This is a genomic window from Streptococcus cristatus (genome assembly GCF_003943465.1).
GTDB lineage: Bacteria > Bacillota > Bacilli > Lactobacillales > Streptococcaceae > Streptococcus > Streptococcus cristatus_C.
In genome coordinates, this window is record NZ_RJPR01000013.1 from 25,595 (window position 1) to 52,295 (window position 26,701).

The following is a 26,701-nucleotide window of genomic DNA, read 5'->3' on the forward strand; positions in this document are numbered from 1 at the left end:
ATGGCAGAAAGAAAGCAACACCCTATTCAAAAACGGATTCGGAAATTTTCTCGAGTCGAAAAAGCCTTCTATGGCTCCATTATTTTAACAGCGATTATCCTTGCAGTTAGTATTGTGTTTATGCAGACCAAGCTGCTGCAGGTCAATCATGATTTGACTGAAGTAAATGCTCAGATTGAGTCAGAGCAGGCTGAATTGGATAATATTAAGCAAGAAGTGAATGAATTGACACGTTATGAAAGGCTGTCCCAGTTGGCCAGCTCTCAGGATATGAAACTCCAAAAGGGAAATCGTAAGACAGTGAGTACAACCAATGAGTAATAGATTTTTAAAAAACATTCAGCGATATGCTTTAAAAAACAGACAGACACCCGAATACAATCGAAGAAGAGTGGGAAAAAGCATGAGTGCCTTAGCCGTCTTTCTTTTTTTCATTTTCTTGATTAATTTTGCGACCATTATCGGAACAGATCAGAAATTCGGTGTTAATTTGTCAAAAGGTGCCAAGCAAGTGCACCAAAAGACAGTCGTGGTCGCTGCCAAGCGAGGAACGATCTATGACCGCAACGGTGTCCCGATCGCTGAAGATGCAACGACCTATAACATTTATGCTGTTATTGATAAAAATTACAAATCTGCCGCTGGCAAGGTCCTCTATGTAGAGGAATCCCAGTATGAAAAGGTTGCTGAGATTCTTAATCAACATCTAGGAATAGATAAGGACTATGTTAAGCAGCAACTTGCGCAAAAGGATTTAAAGCAGGTTTCTTTTGGTTCTCAAGGAAATGGGATCACCTATGGTACTATGAGCTCTATCCGACAAGCGATGGAGAAGGAAAAGATAGAGGGGATTGATTTCACAACCAGCCCTAACCGTAGCTATAGTAACGGTATCTTTGCTTCGCAATTTATCGGTCAGGCTCAGATGCAAGAGGATAAAGAAGGTAATAAAACTCTTGTGGGAACCTCAGGGATGGAGCAGTCGCTAGACCGTATCTTGGGTGGTCAGAATGGTCTGGTTACCTATGAAAAAGACAGCAAAGGGAACATCATCCCAGGTTCAGAGGAAATTTCTGTTAAGACAGAAGACGGAAAAGATGTGTATACAACCCTCTCTGCCCAGCTACAGACATACTTGGAAACGCGGATGGATGCCTTCCAAGAAACAGCTAAAGGAAAATTTGTCAGTGCGACTTTGGTTAGTGCCAAGACAGGCGAGATTCTAGCAACAACTCAGCGTCCGACTTATAATGCGGATACCAAAGAGGGCCTGAATGTAGATCATTTGAAAACTTGGAATAGCTTCCTTTACCAGACGCAGTATGAGCCTGGATCAACGATGAAAGTTATGACTCTAGCCTCAGCGATTGATAATGGGTCCTTTAATCCAACCGGAACATTCGATAGCTCAGAATATAAGATTGCAGATGCTACCATCCGCGACTGGGATGTGAACATGGGGTTAGCAACAGGACAAGTCCTGACCTATGCTCAAGGCTTTATTTTCTCAAGTAACGTTGGTATGACACGCATTGAGCAGGATATGGGCAATGCCAAGTGGATCGATTATCTATCGAAGTTCAAATTTGGCTTACCGACTCGTTTTGGGATGGGCTATGAAGAATATGGTGCCCTGCCGGCAGATAATGCTGTAACCATTGCCATGAGTTCCTTCGGACAAGGGATTGGGGTAACCCAAGTACAGATGCTACGTGCCTTTTCAGCTGTGTCAAATGATGGTGTCATGTTAGAGCCGAAATTTATCTCTGCCATCTATGACTCAAAAACGGGTAGCGCTCGTAAATCTCAGCCAGAAATTGTCGGTCATCCAGTTTCAGAAAAAGCAGCTCGAACGACTCGAAATTATATGATTCAGGTCGGAACCGTTCCTTACTATGGAACCCTGAATATCGGTGGTGAGCCGGTTATCCAAGTTGCTGGGCAAGATGTGGCCGTGAAATCCGGAACAGCCCAAATTGCGACAGATAAGGGCTATTTGGAAGGGGAGAATAATAACATTTACTCCGTGGTAGCCATGACGCCGGCAGAAAGTCCAGATTTCATCATGTATGTCACTGTTCAGCAACCCGAAGAGAAATTCTCCCCTCTTTTCTGGCAGGAAGTTGTCAATCCAGTCTTGGAAGAAGCTGTGGCGCTTAAAGACAGTTTGAATCTGACTGGTGATAGTCCTGCTTTGGAACTAGTTGAAAAAGAAACAACCTACAAAATGCCATCTATCGATGGTTTGACCAAGCAACTGAAGCTGAAAAATCAAATCAGCCCAGGAGGCTTGGCTGATGAACTTCGCCGCAATCTGGTACAGCCAGTCATCCTAGGAACAGGCAGTGAAATCAAGAAGGTTTCTGTAAAAGAAGGACAAGAACTGAAAGCCAATCAACAGATTTTGATTTTAAGTGATAACTTTGAAGATTTGCCAGATATGTATGGCTGGACCAAGGAAAATGTGGAGCAATTTGCTGAATGGCAAGGGCTGGAAGTCAATTTTAAAGGCAAAGGCTCAAAAGTTGTCAAACAGAAGGAAAAGGTCAATACAGACCTGAAAAAACTGAAAAAAATAACCGTTACATTGGGAGACTAGCATGTTAACAGCAATTATTGCAGGAATTCTAACCTTTATCCTAACGCTTGTTGGGATTCCTGCCTTTATCCGTTTTTATCACAAGGCTCATATTTCAGGCCAGCAAATGCACGAGGATGTCAAGCAGCATAAGGCTAAGGCTGGAACGCCGACGATGGGGGGAACCGTCTTTCTGGTTGCTTCTGTTTTGGCTAGTTTTGTGACAGCTTTGCTTTCCCAACAACTATCCAACGGTTTGATTATGATTCTCTTTATCTTGGTTCTCTACGGAATTGTTGGCTTTTTGGATGATTTCCTCAAGGTTTTCCGTAAGATCAATGAAGGCCTGAATCCTAAACAGAAACTAGCTCTGCAGCTGGTAGGGGGAGTTATCTTTTACTTCTTCTACAATCAGCACGGGGCAGGTGACTCTCTCAATGTCTTTACGATTCCAGTGCAGCTGGGCTTCCTCTATATCTTCTTCGTCCTCTTTTGGCTGGTTGGTTTCTCCAACGCTGTCAATCTGACCGATGGAATTGATGGCTTGGCTAGTATCTCCGTTGCAATCAGCTTGGTGGCTTACGGAGTCATTGCTCTGGAGCAGAAGCGCTTTGACCTTCTGATTGTCATTATCAGCATGATTGGTGGTTTGCTAGGCTTCTTTGTCTTTAACCATAAGCCAGCTAAAATCTTTATGGGGGACGTGGGAAGTCTTGCCTTGGGTGGTATGCTCGCAGCCCTCTCCATTGCCTTGCACCAAGAGTGGACCTTGCTTCTCATCGGAATCGTCTATGTCTTTGAAACGACTTCTGTTATGATGCAAGTAACTTACTTCAAGCTGACGGGGGGCAAGCGGATTTTCCGTATGACGCCAGTCCATCACCACTTTGAGCTTGGTGGCTTTTCTGGTCATGGCCAGCCTTGGAGCGAATGGAAGGTAGACTTCTTCTTCTGGGGTGTAGGCCTCTTAGCTAGCTTGCTGACTTTGGCCATTCTATATTTGTGATATGAGGTGGGTGTAAGCCCGCCTTTTCTTGTCCTGAGCCGAGCAGAAAAGATATTTTTTTGGTATAATGGATAAGATTAAGAGTAAACAGAGGAAAAAATGAAATTTACAGAATTTAACTTTAAAGATTATATTCAGGAAGCTCTCAAGGACCTGAATTTTGTGGAAGCAACAGAGGTTCAAGAAAAGCTGATTCCGGTGGTATTATCTGGCCGAGACTTGGTTGGAGAGTCCAAAACAGGATCAGGTAAAACCCATACCTTCTTGCTGCCTATTTTCCAGCAATTAGATGAAGAGGCGGACAGTGTCCAAGCGGTGATTACAGCACCCAGCCGAGAATTAGCAACCCAGATCTATCAGGCTGCCCGTCAGCTGGCTAGCTTTTCAGAGCAAGAAATTCGAGTGGCCAACTATGTCGGCGGAACTGACAAGGCCCGTCAGATTGGCAAGCTAGAGTCCAGCCAGCCCCATATCGTTATTGGAACGCCGGGGCGGATTTATGACTTGGTTGAGTCAGGCGATTTGGCTATCCACAAGGCCCACACCTTTGTTGTGGACGAGGCTGATATGACGCTTGACATGGGCTTTTTGGAGACGGTCGACCGGATTGCGGCTCGCTTGCCTAAAGACCTGCAGTTTTTAGTCTTCTCGGCTACCATTCCGCAAAAGCTCCAACCTTTCTTGAAAAAATACCTGTCCAATCCAGTCATGGAGCAGATTAAGACCAAGACAGTGATTGCGGATACTATTGATAATTGGCTCCTGTCAACCAAGGGGCGGGATAAGAATGCCCAGATTTATGAGATTAGTCAGATCCTCCAGCCTTATCTGGCTATGATTTTCGTCAATACCAAGACTCGGGCGGATGAATTGCAGGACTATCTGACTGCGCAAGGGCTAAAAGTAGCTAAGATTCACGGTGACATCCCGCCGCGGGAGCGCAAACGTATCATGAATCAGGTTAAGAATCTAGACTTTGAATACATCGTAGCGACGGACTTGGCGGCTCGGGGGATTGACATCGAGGGCATCAGCCATGTCATCAATGATGCTATTCCGCAGGATTTGTCTTTCTTTGTCCATCGCGTTGGTCGGACTGGACGAAATGGTCTTCCCGGCACAGCCATTACTCTCTATCAACCAAGTGACGACTCCGATATTCGTGAGTTGGAAAAATTGGGCATCAAATTTACTCCTAAGATGATCAAAAACGGCGAATTTCAAGATACCTACGACCGAGATCGCCGTGCCAATCGGGAGAAGACCAAGGAAAAGCTGGACACAGAAATGATTGGTCTGGTCAAGAAGAAAAAGAAAAAAATCAAACCAGGCTATAAGAAGAAAATTCAGTGGGCAGTTAATGAAAAACGCCGCAAGACCAAGCGGGCCGAGAACCGCGCACGTGGTCGGGCAGAACGCAAGGCTAAGCGCCAGACTTTTTAGCCATAAATTCTTTCTATGGACGATATAGAAAAATTATATTTTAAAGACCAGTGAAACTATGATAGACTAGGATTACTGGTCTATTTTATTGTCATTTCCCACTTAGCTATTAAAGGTTTAAAGATTATCTATTCTTGATGCCAAATAGTTTGCATCTGGGGCAAATTATGATAGAATAATGCATTATCGAGAAAGAGAAGTAATTAAAATGTTTACAACTTATATCCTAGCTGCAAACTGGTATGAAGAGCTTTTGAAGCTCCTCCCAGACGGCAAATTATTTAGTTTACGTGCTGTTTTTGATGCCATTCCAGCGATCCTGAAAACCTTGCCTGTCACACTTTTGTTGACGCTGGGTGGGGCATTTTTCGGCATCATCTTGGCCATGATTTTCGCAGTGGTCAAGATTAACCGCACGAGAATTCTATATCCTATTCAGTCTCTCTTTGTGAGCTTCCTCCGAGGGACGCCCCTTTTAGTTCAGCTCATGCTGACTTATTTTGGGATTCCGCTCCTGTTGAAAGCCATCAATCAAAAGTATGGGACGGCTTTTAATATCAATGCCATTCCTGCCTCAGTCTTTGCCATTATTGCCTTTGCTTTTAATGAAGCGGCTTATGCCAGCGAGACGATTCGGGCAGCCATTCTTTCGGTGGATCCGGGTGAGATTGAAGCAGCTCGCAGTCTGGGAATGACCAATCGCCAAGTTTATCTGCGGGTCATCATTCCAAATGCAGCAGTTGTGGCAACACCGACTTTGATCAACTCCCTCATCGGTTTAACCAAGGGAACATCTCTGGCCTTTAGTGCGGGCGTCGTAGAAGTCTTTGCCAAGGCTCAGGCTATCGGTGGGTCGGATTATCGTTATTTTGAGCGCTTCATTTCCGTTTCGATTATTTACTGGATTGTCAATATCGTGATTGAGCAAATCGGTCGTGCGATTGAAAAAGCTATGGATATCAAGGCGCCAGCCAAGCTGGAAAAAATGGAGCAAGCGCAAGGAGGTAGGATTTGATGATTAAAATTTCCCAGTTAAGTAAGGAATTTTCTGGACAAAAGGTCTTGGATAATCTGAGTTTGGAAATTCAAAAAGGAGAAGTCATTGCTCTAATAGGCTCCTCAGGTGCTGGTAAATCAACCTTCCTGCGCAGTCTTAATTATCTGGAACAGCCAGACAGCGGAAGGATTGAAATTGATAACTTCAAGGTGGATTTTTCAACTATTTCACCAGATGAGATTTTGACGCTACGTCGAAAATTGGCCATGGTTTTCCAACAGTTCAATTTATTTTCCCGTCGGACGGCTCTGGAAAATGTCAAGGAAGGTCTGCTGGTAGTTAAAAACTTGTCTGACCAAGAAGCGACTAAAATCGCCAAGGAAGAGTTGGCAAAGGTGGGTCTGTCTGATCGTGAGAATCATTATCCCAAGCATTTATCAGGCGGTCAAAAACAGCGGGTGGCTTTAGCGCGAGCCTTGGCCATGAAGCCAGATGTTCTCTTGCTAGATGAGCCGACCTCAGCCCTTGACCCAGAGCTAGTCGGTGAGGTAGAGAAATCCATTGCCGACGCTGCTAAAGCAGGCCAAACCATGATTCTAGTCAGCCACGATATATCTTTTGTTTCTCAGGTAGCAGATCGGGTGCTTTTCTTGGATAAGGGCCATATTATCGAGTCAGGCAGTCCAGAGGAGATTATCAATCATCCCAAGGAAGCGAGAACCAAAGAATTCTTTGCTAGTTACAAACGGACTTATATTTGATATAATAGAGAAAGTGAAAGCTCAGTTGGCTAGACCAGCTGGGTTTGTTTTCGACTAAAACCTTTTTAAGGCAACTGATTATTGAGGAGCTGACATGTTAATTAAGATTTTTTCTCTCTATATCCAAAGTCTCATCTATACGACGATTCTGGTAGGACTTGCCGATGGCTTCTGGCTTCTATTGCAGAGACTTGGTCGCAAGGATCGAACTCTTGCGGTAGGCCAAAGCCAAATTTACGATCTTCTTTTGATTACAATTATGACGATTCCAATCTTGTCTTTTGCGATTTTTGGTTTACTGGTTGTTCTTAAAGCTTAAATACTTGTAAAAGATGCGCTAGTTTGTTAGAATAACAGTAGTTACAACAAAAAGAAAGGGAAAAGATGATGTACGATACAATGATTATTGGAGCTGGTCCTGCGGGAATGACAGCAGCCCTCTATGCAGCTAGAAGCAACTTAAAAGTGGCCCTGCTTGAACGCGGTATTTACGGCGGCCAGATGAATAATACAGCGGAGATTGAGAACTATCCCGGTTATGCTCGTATCAGTGGACCAGAGCTGGCTGAGAAAATGTTTGAGCCCTTAGAAAATCTGGGTGTAGAGCATCTATTTGGTCAGGTTGAAAAGATTGAAGACCATGGCGACTATAAGAAAATCATTACTGAGGATGAAGCCTTTGAGACCAAGACAGTGATTTTGGCTTCTGGCGCCAACCATCGTCATCTAGGAGTTCCTGGCGAGGAAGAATACAATAGCCGCGGCGTTTCCTACTGTGCGGTCTGCGATGGTGCTTTTTTCCGTGATGAGGATCTCTTAGTGGTCGGAGGTGGCGATTCTGCCGTTGAAGAAGCGATTTTCCTCACGCGCTTTGCAAAGTCTGTGACTATTGTTCACCGTCGTGACCAACTGCGGGCGCAGCAGCTCTTGCAGGAGCGGGCCTTTGCCAATGAAAAAATCAGCTTTATCTGGGATTCCGTCGTAAAAGAGATCAAAGGGGACGACCGTAGGGTAACCAGTGTGGTTTTTGAAAATGTAAAAACGGGACAAATCAGCGAGTCAGACTTTGGCGGCGTCTTTGTTTATGTCGGCCTAGATCCTGTTAGCGACTTTGTCAAAGATCTGGGTATTTGCGATGAAGCTGGTTGGATTGTGACGGATCAACATATGAAAACAGCTATTGACGGCATTTATGCTATTGGTGATGTCCGTCAGAAAGACCTACGCCAAATCACCACAGCCGTTGGAGACGGAGCAGTAGCAGGCCAAGAAGTTTATAAATACATCACAGAGCATTAAAGAGGAAGAGATGGGAATAAGATCAAAAAATGAATTATTTTTTGGTCTTTCCCAGCTCTTTTTTATTTTTGTTTCCGAATTACATAATAGAAAGAATAGGTTTCGATTCAGTTTTGGATTAAGCGAAACAAATTTGTTACCAATTTGTAATAATTATCCTATTATGCTACAATAAAGGTGTGCAACTCTAAAAAGGATGGAGAAAGCGTATGAAAACAAAAGGATTAGTTTATTTAGCTAGTACAGCTATTTTATTAGCAGCCAGTGCTAATAGCGTTTTTGCTGACGAAACAAATCAAGCAGCAAATGATAGACAGCAGACGGAGCCTTCGGTTGCTGTGACTAATCGAGATGCTGGCAAACAGGCGGATCTAGCTAGCAAGCCTTTAGAAGTAGATTCTGAGACAAAGAAAGATAGTAGTACACAGGAAACTTCTTTAGGCAAAGACGAAAAAGTTGCTTCAACTACCTCTGAAAAAGACGGAAACTCGTCGATTGAACAGCCTAAGAACGATTTGGCAACAGTCCCTTCTGAAAACATTTCTTCAGGGAGAGCTTCATTTAGATCTGTGACAGCTTCTTCTGATAAGCCACAAGAAGCAGAAACAAGGGCAGAATCTGAGCCAAAAGCGAGAGTTTCTCGTGCAGTTGATGACAAGCCTCAAGGCACTATCAATATTACAAATGTGGATCCAAATGCTGGTACTTTCGATGTGCATGTAACCAATATCTCATCCCCTAAGCCTATTAAAAAAGTCGCCCTACCAACTTGGTCCAGCGTGAATGGTCAGGATGATATTATCTGGTACGATGCTAAACGACAAGTGGATGGCACCTATAAAATTAGCGTTACAGCTCGTGACCACAAGTATTCTACAGGTGAGTACAATGTTCATCTCTATTATCTCTTGGAAGATAATCAGTTGGTCGGTGTAGGCGGCACAAAAACAACTGTTACCATTGGCAAACCACAAGGAAAAATTGATATTGTCAATAATAATCCAGACACAGGCAGTTTCGATGTTGTTGTCTCAGGAGTTTCTAATCCTTATGGTGTGAAAAAGGTTGTTGTTCCTGTTTGGTCTAGTGTCAATGGTCAAGATGATCTAGTCTGGTATGAGGCGCAGCGCCAGACCAATGGCAACTACACTGTCACAGTCAAAGCTTCCCACCACAAGAACTCTCTAGGTGAGTACAATATCCATCTCTATTATGTTCAGGATAATGGCCAGTTGGTCGGTGTAGGTGGTACAAGGACTACAGTTTCTAAGGCTCAACCTAAAGGAACGCTGAAAATTGAAAACAATAATCCAGATACAGGTAGTTTCGATGTTGTTGTTTCTGGTGTTTCTAGTCCTTATGGCGTCAAGGAAGTCAAGTTACCGACCTGGTCCAGCGACAAAGGTGGTGATGACCTGATATGGTACACAGCAGTCAAACAGGCGGATGGTACTTATCGGGCAACCGTCAAAGCAGTGAATCATAAGAAATCAACAGGCGAATACAATGTCCATCTCTACTATATTCAAGATGACGGTCAGCTGGTTGGTGTAGGTGGCACTCGAACAACAGTTAGCCTATCTCAACCTAAAGGAACCTTGAAAATTGAGAACAACGATCTAGCTACTGGTAGCTTTGATGTCGTTGTCTCTAACGTTTCCAATCCTTTTGGTGTTAAGGAAGTCAAACTGCCGACTTGGTCTAACGATAAAGGTCAAGATGATCTAGTCTGGCACACAGCAATCAAGCAGTCCGATGGCACCTATCGGGCTCGCATCCAGGCTCGCGATCACAAATATTCTTTGGGAGACTACACTGTTCACCTTTATTATATTCAAGATGACGGTCAATTAGTTGGTGTAGCAGGCACCCAGTTCAGTTTAGCAGCTAAGCCTAAAGGAATCTTGAAAATCGAGAACAATAACCCGGATACGGGCAGCTTCGATGTTGTTGTGTCTGGTGTTGTCAGTCCTTTTGGCGTCAAGAGCGTGCATCTGCCGATTTGGTCTAGTGATAAGGGTGGAGATGACCTTATTTGGTACACAGCGACCAAGCAGTCCGATGGTACCTACAGGGCTAGCATTCAAGCCAGCAACCATAAGATGTCCACTGGTGAGTATCATATCCACCTTTACTACCTTCAAGATAATGGCCAGATGATTGGGGTTAGTGGCACAACAACCACTGTTTCTGTCGCTAAACCAAAGGGAACCCTCACGATTGCCAATAATAATCCAACAACAGGTAGTTTTGATGTTGTCGTGAGCGGAGTGAGCAGTCCAGAGGGAGTTCGTGAAGTGCTTCTGCCAACTTGGTCTAGCGTCAATGGTGGAGATGATATTATCTGGTATCGAGCTGTCAAGCAGTCTGATGGTACCTACAAGATGAATATTAAGGCGAGCGACCATAAATATTCTACAGGTGAGTATAATGTCCATCTCTATTATGTAGGGAATAATGGCCAGTTGGTCGGAGTTGGAGGAACCAAGACGACCGTATCTCTAGGAACTCCCAAAGGTAAGCTGACTATCCAGAATAATAATCAACAGACAGGTACCTTTGAAGTGGTGGTTTCTGAAGTTGAGAATGCTTATGGTGTCAAGGAAGTCAAATTGCCAACTTGGTCAAGTGCTAATGGTCAGGACGACATTATTTGGTACACAGCAGTCAAGCAAGCCGATGGTACTTACAAGGCACAGGTCAATCTACGTGACCACAAGTATTCTACAGGCGAATACAATATCCACCTCTATTATGTTCAGAATGATGGCCGTATGGTCGGCGTTGGAGGCACGAAGACAACAGCGAATGTAGCTTCAGAGCACATTAAGCCAACGGGTCAAATCACCATTAAAAATAATAATCCTCGATTAGGCACGTTCGAAGTTGTAGTGACCAATGTTTATAGTCCAAAAGGAGTCAAGGAAGTCAAATTGCCAACTTGGTCAAGTGTCAATGGTCAGGATGACATTGTTTGGTATCGGGCTCAAAGGCAAGCGGATGGTAGTTATAAGGCCCTAGTACGCACCTCTAGCCATAAGTATTCTACGGGAGAATACAATATTCACCTCTATTATGTTCAGAATGATGGTAGTTTGGTAGGCGTTGGTGGAACGACTACAACAGTCAGCAGAAGAGTTTATGATACGCCATATTATTCACAACGTGATCCTAGATGGGCTGGACTATATTATGGAAAATATAATTTAGCAGCTACTGGCTGTGTTCCTACCACATTAGCAATGACTATTTCTGGTATTACAGGCCAAACTGTTTTACCAACAACCGTAGCGGACTTCCTTTATAATCATACAGACTCCTTTAATAAAAATGGTCTATTTGGAACGTCAAGCAAGGGGATTGTCCAAGGGGCACAGAACTGGGGACTGACCACAGATGTCTTGCATTCATCAGCAGCCCTTAAAGAAGCTTTGGCAGCAGGCCATCATGTCATGGCGGCTGTTGGTAATAGCGTCTTTGCTAGCTATCCTGTTACCCATGAGATAGTCTTGAGAGGTTATCAAAATGGCCAAACCCAGGTCTATGATCCTTATAATGCTAATAATAACGGTTGGTATTCAGTGGATTATATCTTTGGTTCAAAGAGCGGAGCGCCTGAAGATAATACAGAAGGTTCACCATTTATCTCTGTGAGAGCTTAGATTGTAGCTGATCACAAAATACTTTATATGGGGCTCTAGCCCACTTTAGTGAACTAACAGTACCTACATTCAGGAGGTTGGGACAAAAGAGTCCCAGCCTCTTGTTTATGGCTATATTGTAAATATCGTACAAGAAAAAAACTCATAGAGCCTCAACTAGTGTGAACTGTAAGTCGCTAGACCACCAGCTCCACTAGGAGATTCTATGAGTTTTTATCGTCTTATCACATTGGAAGATGATTTGCGTCCTCATCTTGATACTTTCAAAAGTGCCAGTTGCAACTTATGCCCTAACCACACTTCCCCAATAATATTTCCATCTTGTTTTTTCAAGGTATTTTTTGAATGCGATCAATTCATCGGACTTATTCTTCAGCACCTCATCACATACAAAAGGATACAACTTAAATGCTAAATAACTAATTTGGTCCCCTTTCTGTAGCCCTTTGGCACTACTTAAGAGCTCTTCCCGTAACTTTGAGCTAATGATGATACTATCGTTATTATAGATCCTATCAATCTGTTGGTAGTATTCATCTCTCTTCTTGCGATTTTTAGTAAACATCATAACTAACATCTCCTCACAACTCTAAATATATAATTGGTCGGGTAAAAACAAGAAAACTAGAAAGTGGAGCTTACAATCCTTGGATCGTATCATTCCACAGTGGATCACATAATAATAGCATTGTCCTAGCAGATTTGAGACTTTCCTGAACTTTATAAGGCAGGGGGTGAACATTTGATTTTATGTCATTATAGCAAATATCTCTTTGCATATCAATTTTAAATGTATAATCGCTGTCAAAATTTTGACAATAGGAGGAATAGAACTATAGTGTTTAAGGAAAACAAGCTGCCAGCCATTCGCTACTATCAAAAGCTAGTATAAACGAAGGAAAAATGTTTTTAGCCCCGCTAAAAGAGCTTTAAAGAATTGGTCTGGATGGAGCGGGTTGTAGATTGAGGACAGTGATTTGGTCCATAAACCTTTTTCTTTAAGTGCGATTCCCTGCTTCTGCAATTAGCATTTTAAAAAATTCTCTTTTAGTGGTATAATAAGGGTAATATCTTAGAGAAAAGAGTTCATTTATGACAAATTATGCCGTTATTTTGGCTGCGGGTAAGGGTACTCGCATGAAATCAGATTTACCAAAAGTATTGCACAAGGTGGCAGGGATTTCCATGTTGGAGCACGTTTTCCGTAGTGTTAGTGCGATTGAGCCTGAGAAGACTGTCACTGTTATCGGGCATAAGGCGGAGCTGGTCGAGCAAGTCTTGGCAGGTCAGACAGAGTTTGTTCGTCAGACCGAGCAGCTGGGAACGGGTCACGCGGTTATGATGGCTGAGCCTGTTTTGGAAAATCTGACTGGTCAAACCTTGGTCATTGCTGGCGATACTCCCCTGATTACGGGAGAAAGCCTGAAAAACCTGATCGATTTTCATATCAACCACAAGAATGTAGCGACGATTTTGACGGCAGAAGCAGACAATCCTTTTGGCTATGGCCGGATCGTGCGCAACCAACACGGAGAAGTTTTGAAAATTGTCGAGCAGAAGGATGCTTCTGACTTTGAGCAGCAAATCAAGGAAATCAATACAGGGACTTATGTCTTTGACAATGCCCGTCTCTTTGAGGCCCTCAAAAATATCAATACCAACAATGCGCAAGGCGAATACTATATCACAGATGTGATTGGTATTTTCCGCGAGAATGGCGAAAAAGTCGGTGCTTATACGCTGAAAGACTTTGACGAAAGTCTCGGTGTCAACGACCGCGTGGCTTTGGCGACAGCTGAAAGCATTATGCGCCGCCGGATTAACCAGCAGCACATGATTAACGGTGTCAGCTTTGTCAATCCAGATGCGACCTATATCGATGTGGATGTGGAAATTGCGCCTGAGGTTCAAGTTGAAGCAAATGTTACCCTGAAAGGTCAGACCAAGATTGGGGCAGAGACGATCCTGACCAATGGGACTTATATTGTAGATTCAGAAATTGGTCAGCGAGCTGTTATCACCAGCTCTATGATTGAAGAATCTATCGTTGCAGATGGAGTGACGGTCGGGCCTTACGCTCACATTCGTCCAGGTTCTAGTCTGGCTAAGGACGTCCATGTCGGCAACTTTGTTGAAGTTAAGGGTTCTTCTATCGGCGAAAATACCAAGGCTGGTCATTTGACCTACATTGGGAATGCTGAGGTTGGCACTAATGTCAACTTTGGTGCGGGAACGATTACGGTCAATTATGATGGTCAGAAGAAGTACAAGACTATCATTGGCGACAATGTCTTTGTTGGTTCAAACTCGACTATTATTGCTCCAGTTGAGCTGGGTGACAACTCACTGGTCGGTGCGGGTTCTACCATTACCAAGGACGTGCCAGCAGATGCTATTGCTCTGGGACGTGGCCGTCAGATTAACAAGGAAGATTATGCTAAGCGTCTTCCTCATCACCCTCAAAATAAGTAGGTGTAGCCATGGAATTTGAAGAAAAAACCGTCAAACGGACGGAAATTTATCAGGGACCGATTTTTAAAGTGGTTCAGGATCAGGTGGAACTGCCAGAGGGTAAGGGTGAAGCCCAACGGGATTTGATTTTTCATAACGGAGCGGTGGCTGTGATTGCCATCACTCCGGAAAATAAGATGATTTTGGTCAAGCAGTACCGCAAGGCGATCGAAGCGACTTCATATGAGATTCCAGCTGGGAAGTTGGAGCTAGGAGAGAATGCAGATCCCCAAGCGGCTGCCCTCCGAGAATTAGAAGAAGAGACCGGCTACACTGGTCAGCTGGAGTTGGTCTATGATTTCTACTCTGCCATCGGTTTTTGCAATGAAAAAATCAAGCTCTACAGCGCCAGCCATTTAACAAAGGTCGAAAACCCTCGTCCTCAAGACGAGGATGAAACATTAGAACTTTTTGAAGTCAGTCTAGAGGAGGCACATCAGTTGCTGCAAAACGGTGACATCTGCGATGCCAAGACCATCGTGGCCCTTCAGTACTGGCAACAAAAAAATCTGAATAAATAGGAACGTAGATCAATGGGAAAAGCTTTATTAACAGATGAAATCATTGAGCGGGCCAATCGTGGAGAACATATTGATGGTCCCTTGCTGATGGACGATGAAGAAACTAAGGTCATTTCTATTGCTAGAAAAGGAGCTTTCGGTTATGCTGCTCCACGGCAAGCTGTCAATCAGGATACTCTGCAGATTGAAGTTGAACCGACAGTTATCAAAAGTCGTCGAATCGAAAATCAAAAACGAAGTATTTTTCAGGCTAAGTTAAACAAAATCCTGTTCTGGATTGTGCTTCTTTTGATTGGATTAATTGCGGCCATTATTTGGCTATGATAAAGAAGGGGAGTGACGGAAACGAGAAAATGAAACTCTACTTCCTCTCCCTCTTTTTAATGTAAAAAAGGAAAGAATAAATCATGAAAATCGGAATTATCGCGGCTATGCCTGAGGAGTTGAAGCTGCTGGTAGAGTATCTGGAGATGGCTGAGAAACACCAGCGCCTAGGGCATGTTTATTATACTGGTCGGATTGGCCATCATGAGGTTGTCTTGGTGGAAAGTGGAATCGGCAAAGTCATGTCGGCCATGAGTGTAGCTGTCTTAGTCAATGACTTTGAGGTGACGGCGGTCATCAATACGGGTTCCGCCGGAGCAGTGGCTCCAGGTCTAGAAATTGGAGATGTAGTGGTGGCAGATCGTTTGGTCTACCATGATGTGGATGTGACAGCTTTTGGCTATGACTACGGTCAAATGGCACGGCAACCCCTCTACTATGAAGCCAGTCGCTACTTGGTTGAGGAGATGAAAGCAGTGCTGGAAAAGACCCAGCAGACGAGCCGAGTTGGCTTGATTGCGACGGGAGATAGCTTTATCGCTGGACAGGACAAGATTGACCAAATTAAACAACATTTTCCTGATGTTTTGGCAGTAGAGATGGAGGGAGCAGCCATTGCTCAAGCCGCGCATTCTCTTGGATTGCCTTTTATGGTCATTCGCGCAATGAGCGATACAGCCAGCCATGATGCCAATATCACTTTTGATGAATTTATCCTAGAAGCAGGTAAGCGCTCAGCTGAAACCCTCATTCAATTATTGAATAACTTAGACTAAAAAAGACTTTAGAATGACCAATCATTCTGAAGTCTTTTTGTGTAGGATAACTCTATTTGACGATAGGCTGTTTGTTAGAGTCTAAGGTAAAGCCTTCTCCTAAGATTTCATGGGCCTCTGTAATGGTTGTAAAGGCAAATGGATCGATATCATTGATGAGTTTCTTCATTTGCTGCATTTCGTTACGAGAAACGACGCAATAAACGATTTGCAAATCTTGCTTGCTATAGAAGCCCTGTCCTTGCAGATAGGTGACCCCTCTTCCAAGTTTTTCGTTGATAGCTTCAGCTAGTTCTATTGGTTTGCTGGTGACAATCAGGAAGCCTTTGCCCGCGAAGCCACCTTCAGCAATCAAGTCAATAACACGGGAAGTGATAAAGACAAACATGAGCGTATAAGAAACCATGCGCAGATCTTTGAAGACTAAAAGAACCAGAGAGATCACGATAAAGTCCACTGTCAGCATGAGGCGGCCCATGGAGATGCTGGTATATTTATTGAAAATACGAGCTACAATATCGGTACCACCAGTCGTTCCTCCAGCGTTGAAAATAATGCCTAATCCGACTCCCAGAATAATCCCCGTTCCAAGGCAGGCTAGTAAGACGTCGCCATCTAAGGAAGAAAAGAAATAGTCTTGTAAATGTTTGGAGGCAGGTAGCAACTCGAATACTTTGAGCCAAGCTGATACAGAGAAAGTTCCTAAAATGCTGAGGTAAAGGGTGCGATTTCCCAGTAATTTCCAAGCGAGAATAAAGAGTGGAATATTGATGACCAAGTTGGTGGTTGATACAGGAATCTTGAACAGGTAGTAGACAATCAAGGTGATCCCCGTTGCTCCGCCTTCATACAAGTGAAAAGGAATCACCAAATAATGAATCCCAAAAGAAAAAATTCCAGCCCCCAGAATGATGGCCAGTACATTTTTAAATTTAAACATCAGACTCTCCTAAGAATTTTCTGACTCTATTTTATCAAAAGTTTTCATTTTTGAAAATAATATGAAATATTTTTCGAGAAATTCTTCTATGGGCTTTTGGGATAATTTTTGGTACAATAAAGCATAGACCAAAATAGGAATTTCTGCAGCCATTGGCAGAATGAATGTAAAAGGAAAACAATGAAAAAAGGTGTTTTTATATCGCTAGAAGGCCCAGAAGGTGCTGGGAAAACCAGTGTTTTAGAGGCTTTGCTTCCTCAGCTGAAAGAGATGGGCTATGAGTTGCTGAAGACTAGAGAGCCTGGCGGTGTTGCTATTTCTGAAAAAATCCGCGAGGTGATTTTGGATAAGGGGCACACAGCCATGGATGCTAAGACCGAGCTGCTGCTTTATATTGCCAGCCGACGTCAACATTTGGCGGAGAAGGTTCTGCCCGCCTTGGAGCAAGGGATATGGGTCTTACAAGATCGTTTTATTGATAGCTCGGTAGCCTACCAAGGCTACGGTCGGGGCTTGGCGGTTGACGATGTGGAATGGCTCAATCAGTTTGCGACAGATGGTCTCAAGCCGGATTTGACTCTTTATTTCGATATTGATGTCAAGGAAGGGCTGGCTCGCATTGCTCGAAATAAGGAGCGTGAAGTCAATCGTTTGGATTTGGAAGGTCTCGACCTGCATGAGCGCGTGCGTCAAGGCTATCTGACTATTTTAGAAAAGGAACCAGAACGTGTCGTTAAGATAGATGCTAGTCAGCCGCTAGAGCAAGTAGTGGCCGACAGTTTGGCAGTTATCAAAGAGCGTTTTATCAAAGAAAAATGACAGTAGAAGAATTACGTCAGGCCCAGCCTCAGCTTACAGAAACTTTTCAGCAAATATTGGAAGCAGGGCGGCTCAATCATGCTTATTTATTTTCGGGGAATTTTTCTAGTTTTACCATGGCTTTGACCTTGTCCCAGAGTCTCTTTTGTGAGAATCGTCAGGGAGTTTGGCCTTGTGGTACTTGCCGGGCTTGTCGCTTGATTGAGAGTGAGGATTTCTCAGATGTGACGATTGTGCAGCCGGTGAATGGCATTATTAAAACGGAGCGCATTCGTGAGCTGGTGAGAAGTTTTTCCCAGAGCGGTATGGAAGGCAGCAGACAGGTCTTTATCATCTGTGATGCAGGTAAGATGCACGTCAATGCCGCTAATTCCCTTCTCAAAGTCATCGAAGAGCCCCAGAGTGAGATTTATATCTTTCTTTTGACGGCCGATGAGCATCTGATCCTGCCCACTATCAAGAGCCGGACGCAGATTTTTCACTTTCGGAAGAATCAGGCTGTTCTCCAGCACCAGCTGGAAGAGGCTGGCTTAATCAAAAGTCAGGCTGAGTTGCTGGCTGCATATAGCCAGACCCAGGAAGAGGCCGATCAGTTGGTTTCCAACAAGTCTTTCTTTGAGTTGGTCAGTGAGAGTCAGCGTTTTGTTAAGGCTGCCCTGACCAATGAGAATCAGGCTTATCTCCAAGTGGCTAAGCTGGCTAAACTAGCTGAGGACAAGGATAAACAGGAGCAAGTCTTTAAAATCTTGGAGGTCTTGCTGGCCAAGGAACTTGGAAGCGAGGCAGGTCGCAAGAAATTGGAAGATCTCTTAGAAGCAAAGAAGATGTGGCGAGCCAATGTGTCTTTTCAAAATGCTCTGGAATACATGATTTTAAAAGCCAGTGCCCAAGAAAGATAGGAGCAGACAATGAATAAAAAAGAACTATTTGATGCCTTGGATGATTTTTCTCAGACGCTTTTAGTGACCCTTGCCGAGGTAGAGGCCATCAAGAAACATCTTAAGAGTGTCGTGGAGGAAAATATCGTCCTCCAGCTAGAAAATGACAAGCTGAGAGAGCGACTAGGTGAGGTAGAGCAAGCAGCACCGGTTAAAATCAATAAAAATCGGGACAACCTCCGCAAATTGTACTACGATGGTTTTCATGTGTGTACGGATTTTTATGGTCAACGCCGAGAAAACGATGCGGAGTGCATGTTCTGCGACGAGTTGTTATTCAGGGAGTAGAGATGCAGATTCAAAAGAGTTTTAAGGGACAGTCGCCCTACGGCAAGCTGTATTTGGTGGCGACTCCCATTGGAAATATGGATGACATGAGCATTCGCATGGTCAATACCCTCAAGGAAGTGGATGTCATTGCGGCCGAAGATACCAGAAATACAGGACTTTTGCTCAAACACTTTGGGATTGAGACTCGGCAAATCAGCTTTCATGAGCACAATGCTCAGGAAAAAATACCGGTCTTGCTGGACTTGCTCAAGTCAGGACAAAATCTGGCTCAGGTATCCGATGCAGGCTTGCCAAGCATTTCGGATCCGGGACATGATTTGGTCAAGGCAGCTATTGCTGAGGACATTGCTGTAGTGACGGTTCCGGGTCCCAGTGCTGGGATTTCCGCTCTGATTGCTAGTGGTTTAGCACCTCAGCCTCATATTTTTTATGGTTTCTTGCCTCGCAAGTCTGGACAGCAGAAGGAATTTTTCGAGAGTAAAAAATCTTATCCAGAGACACAGATCTTTTACGAATCTCCTCACAGGGTCAAGGCTACGCTGGAAAATATGCTGGAAATTTATGGCGACCGCTCGGTGGTCTTGGTTCGCGAGCTCACCAAGATATATGAAGAATACCAAAGAGGAAGTATTTCTGAGTTGATAGACTATCTGGCGGAAAATTCTCTCAAGGGCGAGTGCCTCCTGATTGTGGCTGGTGCAAGTCTAGAGAAGGAAGACAAAGCAGATGCGGATCTCTTGGCTGAAATTGACAGCTTGGTCCAATCCGGTAGCAAGAAAAATCAGGCTATTAAAGAAGTGGCCAAAAAATATGGGCGCAATAAGAGTCAGCTCTATGCCCTTTATCATGAAGAAGACAGAAACTAGTCCTATTCGGCTAGTTTTTTTGTGCAAAATCCTCCTTTTGTTCGGGAATTCCCCCAAAAGAAAAATATCTTTGAAAGAATTATAGAAATTTTCTGAACATTGTGATATGATAGACAAAATACATTTTTGGAGGTAGGATATGACCATTTACAATTTTTCTGCTGGACCGGCAGTATTGCCCAAGGAAGTCTTGAAAAAAGCTCAGGCTGAGTTTTTAGACTATGCCCAAAGTGGCATGAGTGTGATGGAGCTGTCCCACCGATCCAAGGAATTTGACGACATTATCAAAGAAGCGGAGAGCTTGCTGCGTGAGCTCATGGCTATTCCGGACAATTACCGCGTACTCTTCCTGCAGGGAGGGGCATCTACCCAGTTTTCTATGCTTCCGCTTAATCTAGCACAAGGCGGCAAGGCCTATTACCTAGTGGCTGGATCTTGGGGCAAGAAGGCCTACACTGAAGCAGTCAAACTGTCTAAGTTCATTCCTTTTGAGCCTATTCTCTTGGCTTCATCAGAGGATTTAAATTACACAGAAATTCCTTCTTTTGATGAAAAGGAGATTGATCCGCAGGCGGCTTATGTGCATCTGACCACCAATAATACCATCGAAGGAACGGCTATTTATGATCTGCCTGCAACGAATGGCGTGCCGATTGTGGCGGACATGTCTTCTAATATCCTTGCTGCTCAGTACCGAGTAGAGGATTTTGGTTTGATTTATGCTGGGGCTCAGAAGAATATCGGACCTGCTGGTGTAACGGTAGTCATCATTCGTGAAGATCTGCTCAATGATGAGTCCGTTCTGTCTAGCATGTTGGATTACCGCATTCAGGCGGACAATGACTCTCTCTACAATACACCACCGACTTTCGCCATCTATATGGCCAAGCTGGTCTTTGAGTGGGTCAAGGAGCTGGGTGGCGTAACAGAAATGGAACAGCGCAATCGTGAAAAATCAGGCCTTTTGTACGACTTCATTGAGCAGTCAGACTTTTACAGCAGTCCAGTCCGTTACAAGGAGCAACGCTCAGTAGCCAATATTCCCTTTGTGTCTCCAAGTCCAGAGCTGGATGCCAAGTTTAACAAAGAGGCTGCAGCAGCAGGCTTCAAGAATATCAAGGGACACCGCAGCGTAGGCGGCATGAGAGCCAGTCTTTACAATGCCTTTCCGCTTCAAGGTGTCAAGGACTTGATTGCCTTTATGCAGAAATTTGAAGAAGAAAATTCTTAAGAGGGGGAAACTATGGTCTTTAGTGTCAAAACCTTTAACAACATCAATCAAATCGGGCTCAAGGAGCTGGGTAATGCCTTTCAGATTGACGGAGACAAGTCTGACAATCCAGATGCTTATATCCTGCGTAGTCAAAACCTGCATGGCCAGGACTTTCCAAGTAATCTCAAAGCCATTGCGCGAGCAGGTGCAGGAACCAATAATATCCCTGTCGACCAGGCAACGGCTCAGGGAATTGTGGTCTTCAACACGCCAGGAGCTAATGCCAATGCAGTGAAAGAAGCAGTCTTGGCTTCCATTCTTCTGTCTGCGCGTGACTATATCGCAGCTAACAGCTGGGCTAACGGCCTCTCTGGCGACGATGTTCCCAAGCAAGTGGAGGCTGGCAAAAAGCAGTTTGCGGGTACCGAAATTGCTAATAAAACTCTTGGTGTCATTGGTCTGGGAGCTATTGGTGGGCGCATTGCCAATGATGCCTATCGTCTGGGGATGAATGTCCTTGGCTATGATCCTTATGTATCCATTGAAACGGCCTGGAATATCTCTAGTCATGTCAAACGGGTAGCGGACATCAAGGAAATTTTTGAGAAGAGCGACTACATCACTATCCATGTACCCCTGACTGAGGATACTCGTGCGACCTTTAATCAAGCGGCTTTTGAAGTCATGCAAAAAGGCACCACAATTATCAACTTCGCTCGGGGTGAGCTGGTGGACAATGCAGCCCTCTTTGAGGCCTTAGAAGCTGGTGTAGTCAAACGCTATATTACAGACTTTGGTGTAGAAGAACTGCTCCGTCATCCGCAGATTACAGTCTTTCCGCATCTGGGCGGATCAACCGAAGAAGCTGAGCTCAACTGTGCTATTATGGCTGGGAAAACTATCCGTCGTTTCATGGAAACAGGAGAGATTATCAACTCAGTGAATTTTCCTAATGTCCGTCAGGAACTCTCAGCGCCTTATCGGATTACCCTGATTAACAAAAATGTACCAAATATTGTAGCTCGGATTTCAACAGCGGTCAGTGATTTGAATATCAATATTGACAATATCATCAACCGTTCTAAAGGTGATTACGCCTATACTCTGCTGGATCTGGATGAGTCGGACGAAAGCAAGATTCAGGAGCTGGTTGATAAATTTGAGAACAGCGACAATATTGTGCGCGTGCGTTTAATTAAAAAATAATCGAAAAATAGAGATGTTTCTTTATGGAATGCGTCTATGCTTGCCGATGAGTGTTCAGCTTGTCGGCTTTTTTCAAATGAGTCTCAGCTTGACAAGTAGGAGTTAGCTGGGCTATCATAAGGACGGAGGAAAAACAATGTTACAATTTATCGAATACCCAAAATGCTCTACCTGCCGCAAGGCCAAGGCTGAGCTCAATCAATTAGGAGTGGACTTTGAAGCGGTGGATATTGTCAAGGAAACGCCTAGCCAAGAGCAACTTTTGCAATGGATGGCCAATTCTGATTTGGAAATCAAGTCTTTCTTTAATACCAGTGGTATCAAGTACCGAGAATTGGGGCTCAAGGATAAGGTACCTCAGTTTTCTGCTGAGGAGGCAGCCGCACTTTTGGTGACTGACGGCATGCTGATTAAGCGACCACTGCTAGTCCAAGATGATCGGATTGTGCAAGTTGGCTATCGGACCGAATACAAGGAATTAAACCTTTAATTAAAGACGGGAAATTTCCTGTCTTTTTATATTTTGCTGAAACAATTGAATTTGGCTAATCCATAGGGGCGCAGTATTTGATATGATTTCTAAGAAAGTCCCAATCAAAATCCTATAAAAGTTTCTCTTTTTATGAGAAAATAGAGGAAAAGATTGGAGGGATGTTTATGGCAGAAATTTATCTAGCAGGCGGTTGTTTCTGGGGCTTGGAGGAATATTTTTCTCGGATTGAAGGGGTTGAGAATACGACAGTAGGCTATGCCAATGGACAAGTAGAGTCCACCAACTACCAGCTCATTCACCAGACCGACCATGCGGAGACGGTGCACTTGATTTATGACGAAGAAAAAATCAGCCTGCGGGAAATTTTGCTCTACTATTTCCGAGTCATTGACCCCCTATCTATCAACAAACAGGGTAATGATATTGGACGTCAGTATCGGACAGGTGTTTACTATGTCCGTGAGGAAGATCGCGCCACTATCGAGCAGGTTTTTGCTGAACAGGAGGAGCAATTAGGACAAAAGTTGGCTGTAGAGCTAGAGCCCTTGCGCCATTATATCTTGGCCGAGGATTATCATCAGGATTATCTCAAGAAAAATCCGACGGGTTATTGCCATATAAATGTCAAGGATGCTGAGCAGCCTTTGGTCGATGCGGGCCATTATCCTAAGCCTAGCCAGCAGCAACTCAAAGCAGTACTAAGTGAGGAGCAGTATCAGGTGACCCAGCAGAGCGCAACGGAGCGCCCTTTCCATAATGCTTACAACGAGACTTTTGAGGCAGGGATTTATGTTGATGTGACAACTGGCGAACCACTCTTTTTTGCGGCTGACAAGTTTGAATCTGGTTGTGGCTGGCCTAGTTTTGCTCGTCCTATCGCTCGCGAAGTTATCAAATATTATCAAGATTTGAGTCATGGCATGGAGCGAATTGAAGTACGGAGTCGCTCGGGAAATGCCCATCTGGGCCACGTCTTTACCGACGGTCCGCAGGAGTTAGGTGGCCTGCGCTATTGCATCAATTCAGCAGCTCTGCGATTTATTCCCAGAGAGCAAATGGAAGAGGAAGGCTACGGCTACCTGCTATCCTATATTGACTAATGCTCACTTTTGTCGCTTGTCAACCGTTTCAAAATCTAGCTAAACTAGATAGCAAAAATCAACCAATTTCCTCTTTTTTAATGCTCCAAGCATTTATATATGTAAATACCATAGAAAAGTGTATAATGGTTAGGAAAAGATAAATGTTATGGAAGGAATGCAAAATGGAGAAATTGGATATTACTACAATGTCTGATTATAAAAAGGTAGAAGCTGTTATTCAATTACTAATCGATGGAGTTTTGACCAGCTATCGTGTGGCGACGGATGCCAATATCAGCAAAATGAGCATCTTGACACTGGTCAAAGGTAGCAGCAAGATTAAGAATATTACTTATCAAACGGCTATTGCTCTGATTAATTGGTATGAAGAAAATCATGAAAAATACGGTATTACTATTCAATAAGTAGCCGATTTTACAGGGAAATATATATAACTAGAATTCTATGAGTGCTTGCTTGTGGGATTCTTTTACTGAAGGAAAGAATGACCTTTCCATTATTGCAGGAAAGGCAAAAATTTCATATAATGGAAATAAGAAAAATGAGCGTAGGAATGTCTGCTGGTTGTAGCAGCCCGCTAAATTTTTTATAAGGAGAATTCAATGTCACAATTATCTGTTAATGCCATTCGCTTTTTAGGAATTGACGCGATTGAAAAGTCTAAGTCAGGCCACCCTGGTGTCGTGATGGGCGCTGCGCCGATGGCTTACGACCTATTTACCAAACAACTGCGTATCAATCCAGAAGAGCCAAATTGGATTAACCGCGATCGCTTCGTTCTGTCTGCAGGACACGGCTCTATGTTGCTTTATGCCTTGCTCCATCTGTCTGGCTTTAAAGATGTCAGCATGGAGGAAATCAAAAACTTCCGCCAATGGGGTTCTAAGACACCAGGTCACCCAGAGTTTGGTCATACAGCTGGAGTTGATGCGACGACTGGACCATTGGGACAAGGGATTTCTACAGCGACTGGTTTTGCTCAGGCAGAGCGTTTCTTGGCTGCCAAGTACAACCGTGAAGGCTATCCGATTTTCGACCATTACACTTATGTCATCTGTGGTGATGGCGATTTGATGGAGGGAGTTTCAGCTGAGGCAGCTTCTTACGCTGGTCTGCAAAAGCTGGACAAGTTGGTTGTTCTCTACGATTCAAATGATATCAACTTGGATGGGGAAACTAAGGATTCCTTTACAGAAGATGTTCGTGCCCGCTATGAAGCTTACGGATGGCACACTGCCTTGGTAGAAGACGGAACAGACCTAGCAGCGATTGATGCAGCTATCAATGAAGCGAAAGCTTCCGGCAAACCATCTTTGATTGAAGTTAAGACTGTTATCGGTTACGGTTCTCCAAACAAGCAAGGAACGAATGCAGTGCACGGTGCGCCTCTAGGAGCAGAAGAAGCAGAAGCTACTCGTAAAGCCTTGGGCTGGGACTATGCACCATTTGAGATTCCTGAGGAAGTCTATGCTGACTACCGTACAAATGTAGCAGAGCGTGGTGCAGCAGCTTACGATGCATGGAAACAGCTAGTAGAGGACTACAAGCAAGCCCATCCAGAATTAGCAGCAGAAGTAACAGCCATCATCGCTGGTCAGGATCCAGTAGAAATCAAACCAGAAGATTTCCCAGTGCTTGAAAATGGCTTCTCTCAAGCGACCCGTAATTCCAGTCAGGATGCCCTCAATGCAGCAGCTAAGGTGCTTCCAACTTTCCTTGGCGGTTCTGCTGACTTGGCTCACTCTAATATGACCTACATCAAGGAAGACGGTCTACAGGATGATGCTCACCGTCTTAACCGCAATATCCAATTTGGTGTGCGCGAGTTTGCTATGGGAACAATTCTCAACGGTATGGCGCTTCATGGTGGTCTTCGCGTTTACGGTGGTACCTTCTTTGTCTTTTCAGACTATGTCAAGGCAGCTGTTCGTTTGTCTGCCCTGCAAGGTTTGCCAGTGACTTATGTCTTCACTCACGACTCAATTGCAGTTGGTGAAGATGGACCGACTCATGAGCCGATTGAGCATTTGGCTGGTCTGCGTGCCATTCCAAACCTGACTGTTCTTCGCCCAGCAGATGCGCGTGAAACTCAGGCAGCTTGGTACTTGGCCCTTAAGAGCCGATCTACTCCGACTGCTCTGGTCTTGACCCGTCAAAATCTGACAGTTGAAGAAGGCACAGACTTTGACAAGGTAGCTAAAGGAGCTTATGTGGTTTACGAAACAGGAGCAGATTTCGATACTATCTTGTTGGCTTCTGGTTCTGAGGTTAATTTGGCTGTTGCAGCTGCTAAAGCACTTGCAGCAGATGGCGCTAAAATCCGCGTGGTCAGCGTGCCATCAACAGAGCTTTTTGATGCTCAAGATGCAGCCTACAAAGAAGAAATTCTGCCAAATGCAGTTCGTCGCCGCGTAGCGATCGAGATGGCAGCTAGCCAGCCTTGGTACAAGTATGTTGGTCTGGACGGCGCAGTTATCGGAATCGACCAGTTTGGTGCATCTGCCCCAGCAGGCAAAGTTCTGGAAGAATACGGCTTTACAGTTGAGCACGTAGCAGAAGTTGTTAAAAATCTTAAATAAATGACATAGAGGCTGGGACAAAAGTCCTAGCCTCTCAATTGTCTTTGGATTGTCGAGCAAGACGCAGTGGTTGAGTGGGCTCTACTACGCTGATTTCATCAGCTTTTACACCCCTACTCAACTGTACGGAGGTGGGACGACGAAATCGAATTCTAACGAATTACCGATTTCTTATACGAAAACTCAAAAGAGCGCAAAAAGACTCCCCTTGTGATATAATGAAAGTGAAAAAATTGTATTAGGCTACTGGCTCGTCTCTAGTAGCCTTTTTTGTAGCACAAACTCCTGATAAGTGAGATTTTCTTTCAAAAGGATATAAGCTATTTTAAGAAGTTGATGTGCGAGTGCAATAGTTGCTTTTTGCGGTCCTCTCCT

25 protein-coding genes and 1 pseudogene are annotated in these 26,701 nt (G+C 44.2%); 23 read left to right on the top strand and 3 right to left on the bottom strand.

What is annotated here, in order from left to right; all coding sequences use genetic code 11:
• The 9 genes from ftsL to D8793_RS10670 all read left to right on the top strand — a co-directional run bounded on the left by ftsL (position 1) and on the right by D8793_RS10670 (position 11,746).
• On the top strand, positions 1-321 hold the full coding sequence (gene ftsL / locus D8793_RS10630; RefSeq protein ID WP_005591835.1) for a cell division protein FtsL: 321 nt from the start codon (positions 1-3) through the stop codon (positions 319-321).
• Positions 314-2,599, top strand: a complete 2,286-nt coding sequence (gene pbp2x, locus D8793_RS10635) for a penicillin-binding protein PBP2X (RefSeq protein ID WP_125372062.1) — start codon at positions 314-316, stop codon at positions 2,597-2,599. Before ftsL ends, pbp2x begins: the two co-directional genes overlap by 8 nt.
• A gap of 1 nt (position 2,600) precedes the next feature.
• Complete coding sequence (mraY, locus tag D8793_RS10640) at positions 2,601-3,584, top strand: phospho-N-acetylmuramoyl-pentapeptide-transferase (protein ID WP_125372064.1); 984 nt, start codon at positions 2,601-2,603, stop codon at positions 3,582-3,584.
• Positions 3,585-3,683: 99 nt separating this feature from the next.
• Positions 3,684-5,027 (top strand): DEAD/DEAH box helicase, encoded by a 1,344-nt coding sequence (locus tag D8793_RS10645; protein ID WP_125372065.1) that lies wholly within the window; start codon positions 3,684-3,686, stop codon positions 5,025-5,027.
• Positions 5,028-5,235: 208 nt separating this feature from the next.
• Entirely contained in the window at positions 5,236-6,042 is an 807-nt protein-coding gene (locus D8793_RS10650; RefSeq protein WP_125372067.1) for an amino acid ABC transporter permease, read from the top strand.
• On the top strand, positions 6,042-6,785 hold the full coding sequence (locus D8793_RS10655) for an amino acid ABC transporter ATP-binding protein (protein ID WP_015605309.1): 744 nt from the start codon (positions 6,042-6,044) through the stop codon (positions 6,783-6,785). Before D8793_RS10650 ends, D8793_RS10655 begins: the two co-directional genes overlap by 1 nt.
• Before the next feature lie 94 nt (positions 6,786-6,879).
• Positions 6,880-7,104, top strand: coding sequence for a DUF4059 family protein (locus D8793_RS10660; protein WP_061423483.1), 225 nt, complete (start codon positions 6,880-6,882; stop codon positions 7,102-7,104).
• A gap of 68 nt (positions 7,105-7,172) precedes the next feature.
• On the top strand, positions 7,173-8,084 hold the full coding sequence (gene trxB, locus D8793_RS10665; protein WP_125372108.1) for a thioredoxin-disulfide reductase: 912 nt from the start codon (positions 7,173-7,175) through the stop codon (positions 8,082-8,084).
• Between the two features lie 209 nt (positions 8,085-8,293).
• Entirely contained in the window at positions 8,294-11,746 is a 3,453-nt protein-coding gene (locus D8793_RS10670) for a GBS Bsp-like repeat-containing protein (protein ID WP_125372069.1), read from the top strand.
• A 283-nt stretch (positions 11,747-12,029) separates the two neighbouring features.
• On the opposite strand, the gene D8793_RS10675 is transcribed toward D8793_RS10670, so the two are convergent.
• Entirely contained in the window at positions 12,030-12,314 is a 285-nt protein-coding gene (locus D8793_RS10675) for a bacteriocin immunity protein (protein WP_125372071.1), read from the bottom strand.
• 524 nt (positions 12,315-12,838) lie between these two features.
• Between D8793_RS10675 and glmU the strand changes: the two genes are divergently transcribed.
• From glmU to D8793_RS10695, 4 genes are all read left to right on the top strand, one after another.
• Positions 12,839-14,218, top strand: coding sequence for a bifunctional UDP-N-acetylglucosamine diphosphorylase/glucosamine-1-phosphate N-acetyltransferase GlmU (glmU, locus tag D8793_RS10680; protein ID WP_125372073.1), 1,380 nt, complete (start codon positions 12,839-12,841; stop codon positions 14,216-14,218).
• An 8-nt stretch (positions 14,219-14,226) separates the two neighbouring features.
• Positions 14,227-14,778, top strand: coding sequence for an NUDIX hydrolase (locus tag D8793_RS10685; RefSeq protein WP_125372075.1), 552 nt, complete (start codon positions 14,227-14,229; stop codon positions 14,776-14,778).
• Positions 14,779-14,790: 12 nt separating this feature from the next.
• Positions 14,791-15,102 carry a cell wall synthase accessory phosphoprotein MacP gene (macP, locus tag D8793_RS10690; protein ID WP_125372077.1) on the top strand — a complete coding sequence of 104 codons (312 nt, stop codon included), beginning with the start codon at positions 14,791-14,793 and terminating at the stop codon, positions 15,100-15,102.
• A gap of 83 nt (positions 15,103-15,185) precedes the next feature.
• Positions 15,186-15,878 (top strand): 5'-methylthioadenosine/adenosylhomocysteine nucleosidase, encoded by a 693-nt coding sequence (locus tag D8793_RS10695; protein ID WP_125372080.1) that lies wholly within the window; start codon positions 15,186-15,188, stop codon positions 15,876-15,878.
• Between the two features lie 52 nt (positions 15,879-15,930).
• Here the strand turns inward: D8793_RS10695 and D8793_RS10700 are convergent, their stop codons facing one another.
• Complete coding sequence (locus D8793_RS10700) at positions 15,931-16,818, bottom strand: YitT family protein (RefSeq protein ID WP_125372082.1); 888 nt, start codon at positions 16,816-16,818, stop codon at positions 15,931-15,933.
• A 180-nt stretch (positions 16,819-16,998) separates the two neighbouring features.
• On the opposite strand from D8793_RS10700, the gene tmk reads away from it, so the two are divergent.
• From tmk to tkt, 10 genes are all read left to right on the top strand, one after another.
• Complete coding sequence (tmk, locus tag D8793_RS10705) at positions 16,999-17,637, top strand: dTMP kinase (RefSeq protein WP_125372085.1); 639 nt, start codon at positions 16,999-17,001, stop codon at positions 17,635-17,637.
• Positions 17,634-18,536: a DNA polymerase III subunit delta' gene (locus D8793_RS10710; protein ID WP_125372087.1), complete on the top strand. Its 903-nt coding sequence runs from the start codon at positions 17,634-17,636 to the stop codon at positions 18,534-18,536. The genes tmk and D8793_RS10710 overlap by 4 nt, the downstream gene beginning before the upstream one ends.
• Positions 18,537-18,545: 9 nt before the next feature.
• A complete protein-coding gene (gene yabA, locus D8793_RS10715; RefSeq protein WP_125372089.1) occupies positions 18,546-18,863 on the top strand; it encodes a DNA replication initiation control protein YabA in 318 nt (105 codons plus the stop codon).
• Positions 18,864-18,865: 2 nt separating this feature from the next.
• Positions 18,866-19,732, top strand: coding sequence for a 16S rRNA (cytidine(1402)-2'-O)-methyltransferase (gene rsmI / locus D8793_RS10720; protein ID WP_125372091.1), 867 nt, complete (start codon positions 18,866-18,868; stop codon positions 19,730-19,732).
• A gap of 139 nt (positions 19,733-19,871) precedes the next feature.
• Entirely contained in the window at positions 19,872-20,963 is a 1,092-nt protein-coding gene (gene serC / locus D8793_RS10725) for a 3-phosphoserine/phosphohydroxythreonine transaminase (protein ID WP_125372093.1), read from the top strand.
• 12 nt (positions 20,964-20,975) lie between these two features.
• Positions 20,976-22,151 (top strand): 3-phosphoglycerate dehydrogenase family protein, encoded by a 1,176-nt coding sequence (locus tag D8793_RS10730; protein WP_125372095.1) that lies wholly within the window; start codon positions 20,976-20,978, stop codon positions 22,149-22,151.
• 136 nt (positions 22,152-22,287) lie between these two features.
• Positions 22,288-22,641 carry an arsenate reductase family protein gene (locus tag D8793_RS10735; RefSeq protein WP_125372097.1) on the top strand — a complete coding sequence of 118 codons (354 nt, stop codon included), beginning with the start codon at positions 22,288-22,290 and terminating at the stop codon, positions 22,639-22,641.
• A 167-nt stretch (positions 22,642-22,808) separates the two neighbouring features.
• Positions 22,809-23,744, top strand: a complete 936-nt coding sequence (gene msrB, locus D8793_RS10740) for a peptide-methionine (R)-S-oxide reductase MsrB (RefSeq protein ID WP_125372099.1) — start codon at positions 22,809-22,811, stop codon at positions 23,742-23,744.
• A gap of 164 nt (positions 23,745-23,908) precedes the next feature.
• On the top strand, positions 23,909-24,151 hold the full coding sequence (locus D8793_RS10745) for a hypothetical protein (RefSeq protein ID WP_005592291.1): 243 nt from the start codon (positions 23,909-23,911) through the stop codon (positions 24,149-24,151).
• 198 nt (positions 24,152-24,349) lie between these two features.
• Complete coding sequence (gene tkt / locus D8793_RS10750; RefSeq protein WP_125372101.1) at positions 24,350-26,326, top strand: transketolase; 1,977 nt, start codon at positions 24,350-24,352, stop codon at positions 26,324-26,326.
• Positions 26,327-26,569: 243 nt separating this feature from the next.
• Here tkt and D8793_RS12360 read toward each other — a convergent pair.
• Positions 26,570-26,701: pseudogene (locus D8793_RS12360) on the bottom strand (IS110 family RNA-guided transposase); the annotation flags it as partial.

Excerpts from the sequence above, each read along its gene's own strand:
- D8793_RS10660 (WP_061423483.1), top strand. The coding sequence starts at position 6,880 with ATGTTAATTAAGATTTTTTCTCTCTATATCCAAAGTCTCATCTATACG.
- macP (WP_125372077.1), top strand. The coding sequence starts at position 14,791 with ATGGGAAAAGCTTTATTAACAGATGAAATCATTGAGCGGGCCAATCGT.
- D8793_RS10645 (WP_125372065.1), top strand. The coding sequence starts at position 3,684 with ATGAAATTTACAGAATTTAACTTTAAAGATTATATTCAGGAAGCTCTC.
- D8793_RS10730 (WP_125372095.1), top strand. The coding sequence starts at position 20,976 with ATGGTCTTTAGTGTCAAAACCTTTAACAACATCAATCAAATCGGGCTC.
- mraY (WP_125372064.1), top strand. The coding sequence starts at position 2,601 with ATGTTAACAGCAATTATTGCAGGAATTCTAACCTTTATCCTAACGCTT.
- D8793_RS10710 (WP_125372087.1), top strand. The coding sequence starts at position 17,634 with ATGACAGTAGAAGAATTACGTCAGGCCCAGCCTCAGCTTACAGAAACT.
- D8793_RS10695 (WP_125372080.1), top strand. The coding sequence starts at position 15,186 with ATGAAAATCGGAATTATCGCGGCTATGCCTGAGGAGTTGAAGCTGCTG.
- D8793_RS10745 (WP_005592291.1), top strand. The coding sequence starts at position 23,909 with ATGGAGAAATTGGATATTACTACAATGTCTGATTATAAAAAGGTAGAA.
- yabA (WP_125372089.1), top strand. The coding sequence starts at position 18,546 with ATGAATAAAAAAGAACTATTTGATGCCTTGGATGATTTTTCTCAGACG.
- D8793_RS10670 (WP_125372069.1), top strand. The coding sequence starts at position 8,294 with ATGAAAACAAAAGGATTAGTTTATTTAGCTAGTACAGCTATTTTATTA.
- trxB (WP_125372108.1), top strand. The coding sequence starts at position 7,173 with ATGTACGATACAATGATTATTGGAGCTGGTCCTGCGGGAATGACAGCA.
- msrB (WP_125372099.1), top strand. The coding sequence starts at position 22,809 with ATGGCAGAAATTTATCTAGCAGGCGGTTGTTTCTGGGGCTTGGAGGAA.
- glmU (WP_125372073.1), top strand. The coding sequence starts at position 12,839 with ATGACAAATTATGCCGTTATTTTGGCTGCGGGTAAGGGTACTCGCATG.
- tkt (WP_125372101.1), top strand. The coding sequence starts at position 24,350 with ATGTCACAATTATCTGTTAATGCCATTCGCTTTTTAGGAATTGACGCG.
- D8793_RS10735 (WP_125372097.1), top strand. The coding sequence starts at position 22,288 with ATGTTACAATTTATCGAATACCCAAAATGCTCTACCTGCCGCAAGGCC.
- D8793_RS10700 (WP_125372082.1), bottom strand. The coding sequence starts at position 16,818 with ATGTTTAAATTTAAAAATGTACTGGCCATCATTCTGGGGGCTGGAATT.
- ftsL (WP_005591835.1), top strand. The coding sequence starts at position 1 with ATGGCAGAAAGAAAGCAACACCCTATTCAAAAACGGATTCGGAAATTT.
- D8793_RS10675 (WP_125372071.1), bottom strand. The coding sequence starts at position 12,314 with ATGATGTTTACTAAAAATCGCAAGAAGAGAGATGAATACTACCAACAG.
- rsmI (WP_125372091.1), top strand. The coding sequence starts at position 18,866 with ATGCAGATTCAAAAGAGTTTTAAGGGACAGTCGCCCTACGGCAAGCTG.
- D8793_RS10655 (WP_015605309.1), top strand. The coding sequence starts at position 6,042 with ATGATTAAAATTTCCCAGTTAAGTAAGGAATTTTCTGGACAAAAGGTC.
- serC (WP_125372093.1), top strand. The coding sequence starts at position 19,872 with ATGACCATTTACAATTTTTCTGCTGGACCGGCAGTATTGCCCAAGGAA.
- D8793_RS10685 (WP_125372075.1), top strand. The coding sequence starts at position 14,227 with ATGGAATTTGAAGAAAAAACCGTCAAACGGACGGAAATTTATCAGGGA.
- D8793_RS10650 (WP_125372067.1), top strand. The coding sequence starts at position 5,236 with ATGTTTACAACTTATATCCTAGCTGCAAACTGGTATGAAGAGCTTTTG.
- tmk (WP_125372085.1), top strand. The coding sequence starts at position 16,999 with ATGAAAAAAGGTGTTTTTATATCGCTAGAAGGCCCAGAAGGTGCTGGG.
- pbp2x (WP_125372062.1), top strand. The coding sequence starts at position 314 with ATGAGTAATAGATTTTTAAAAAACATTCAGCGATATGCTTTAAAAAAC.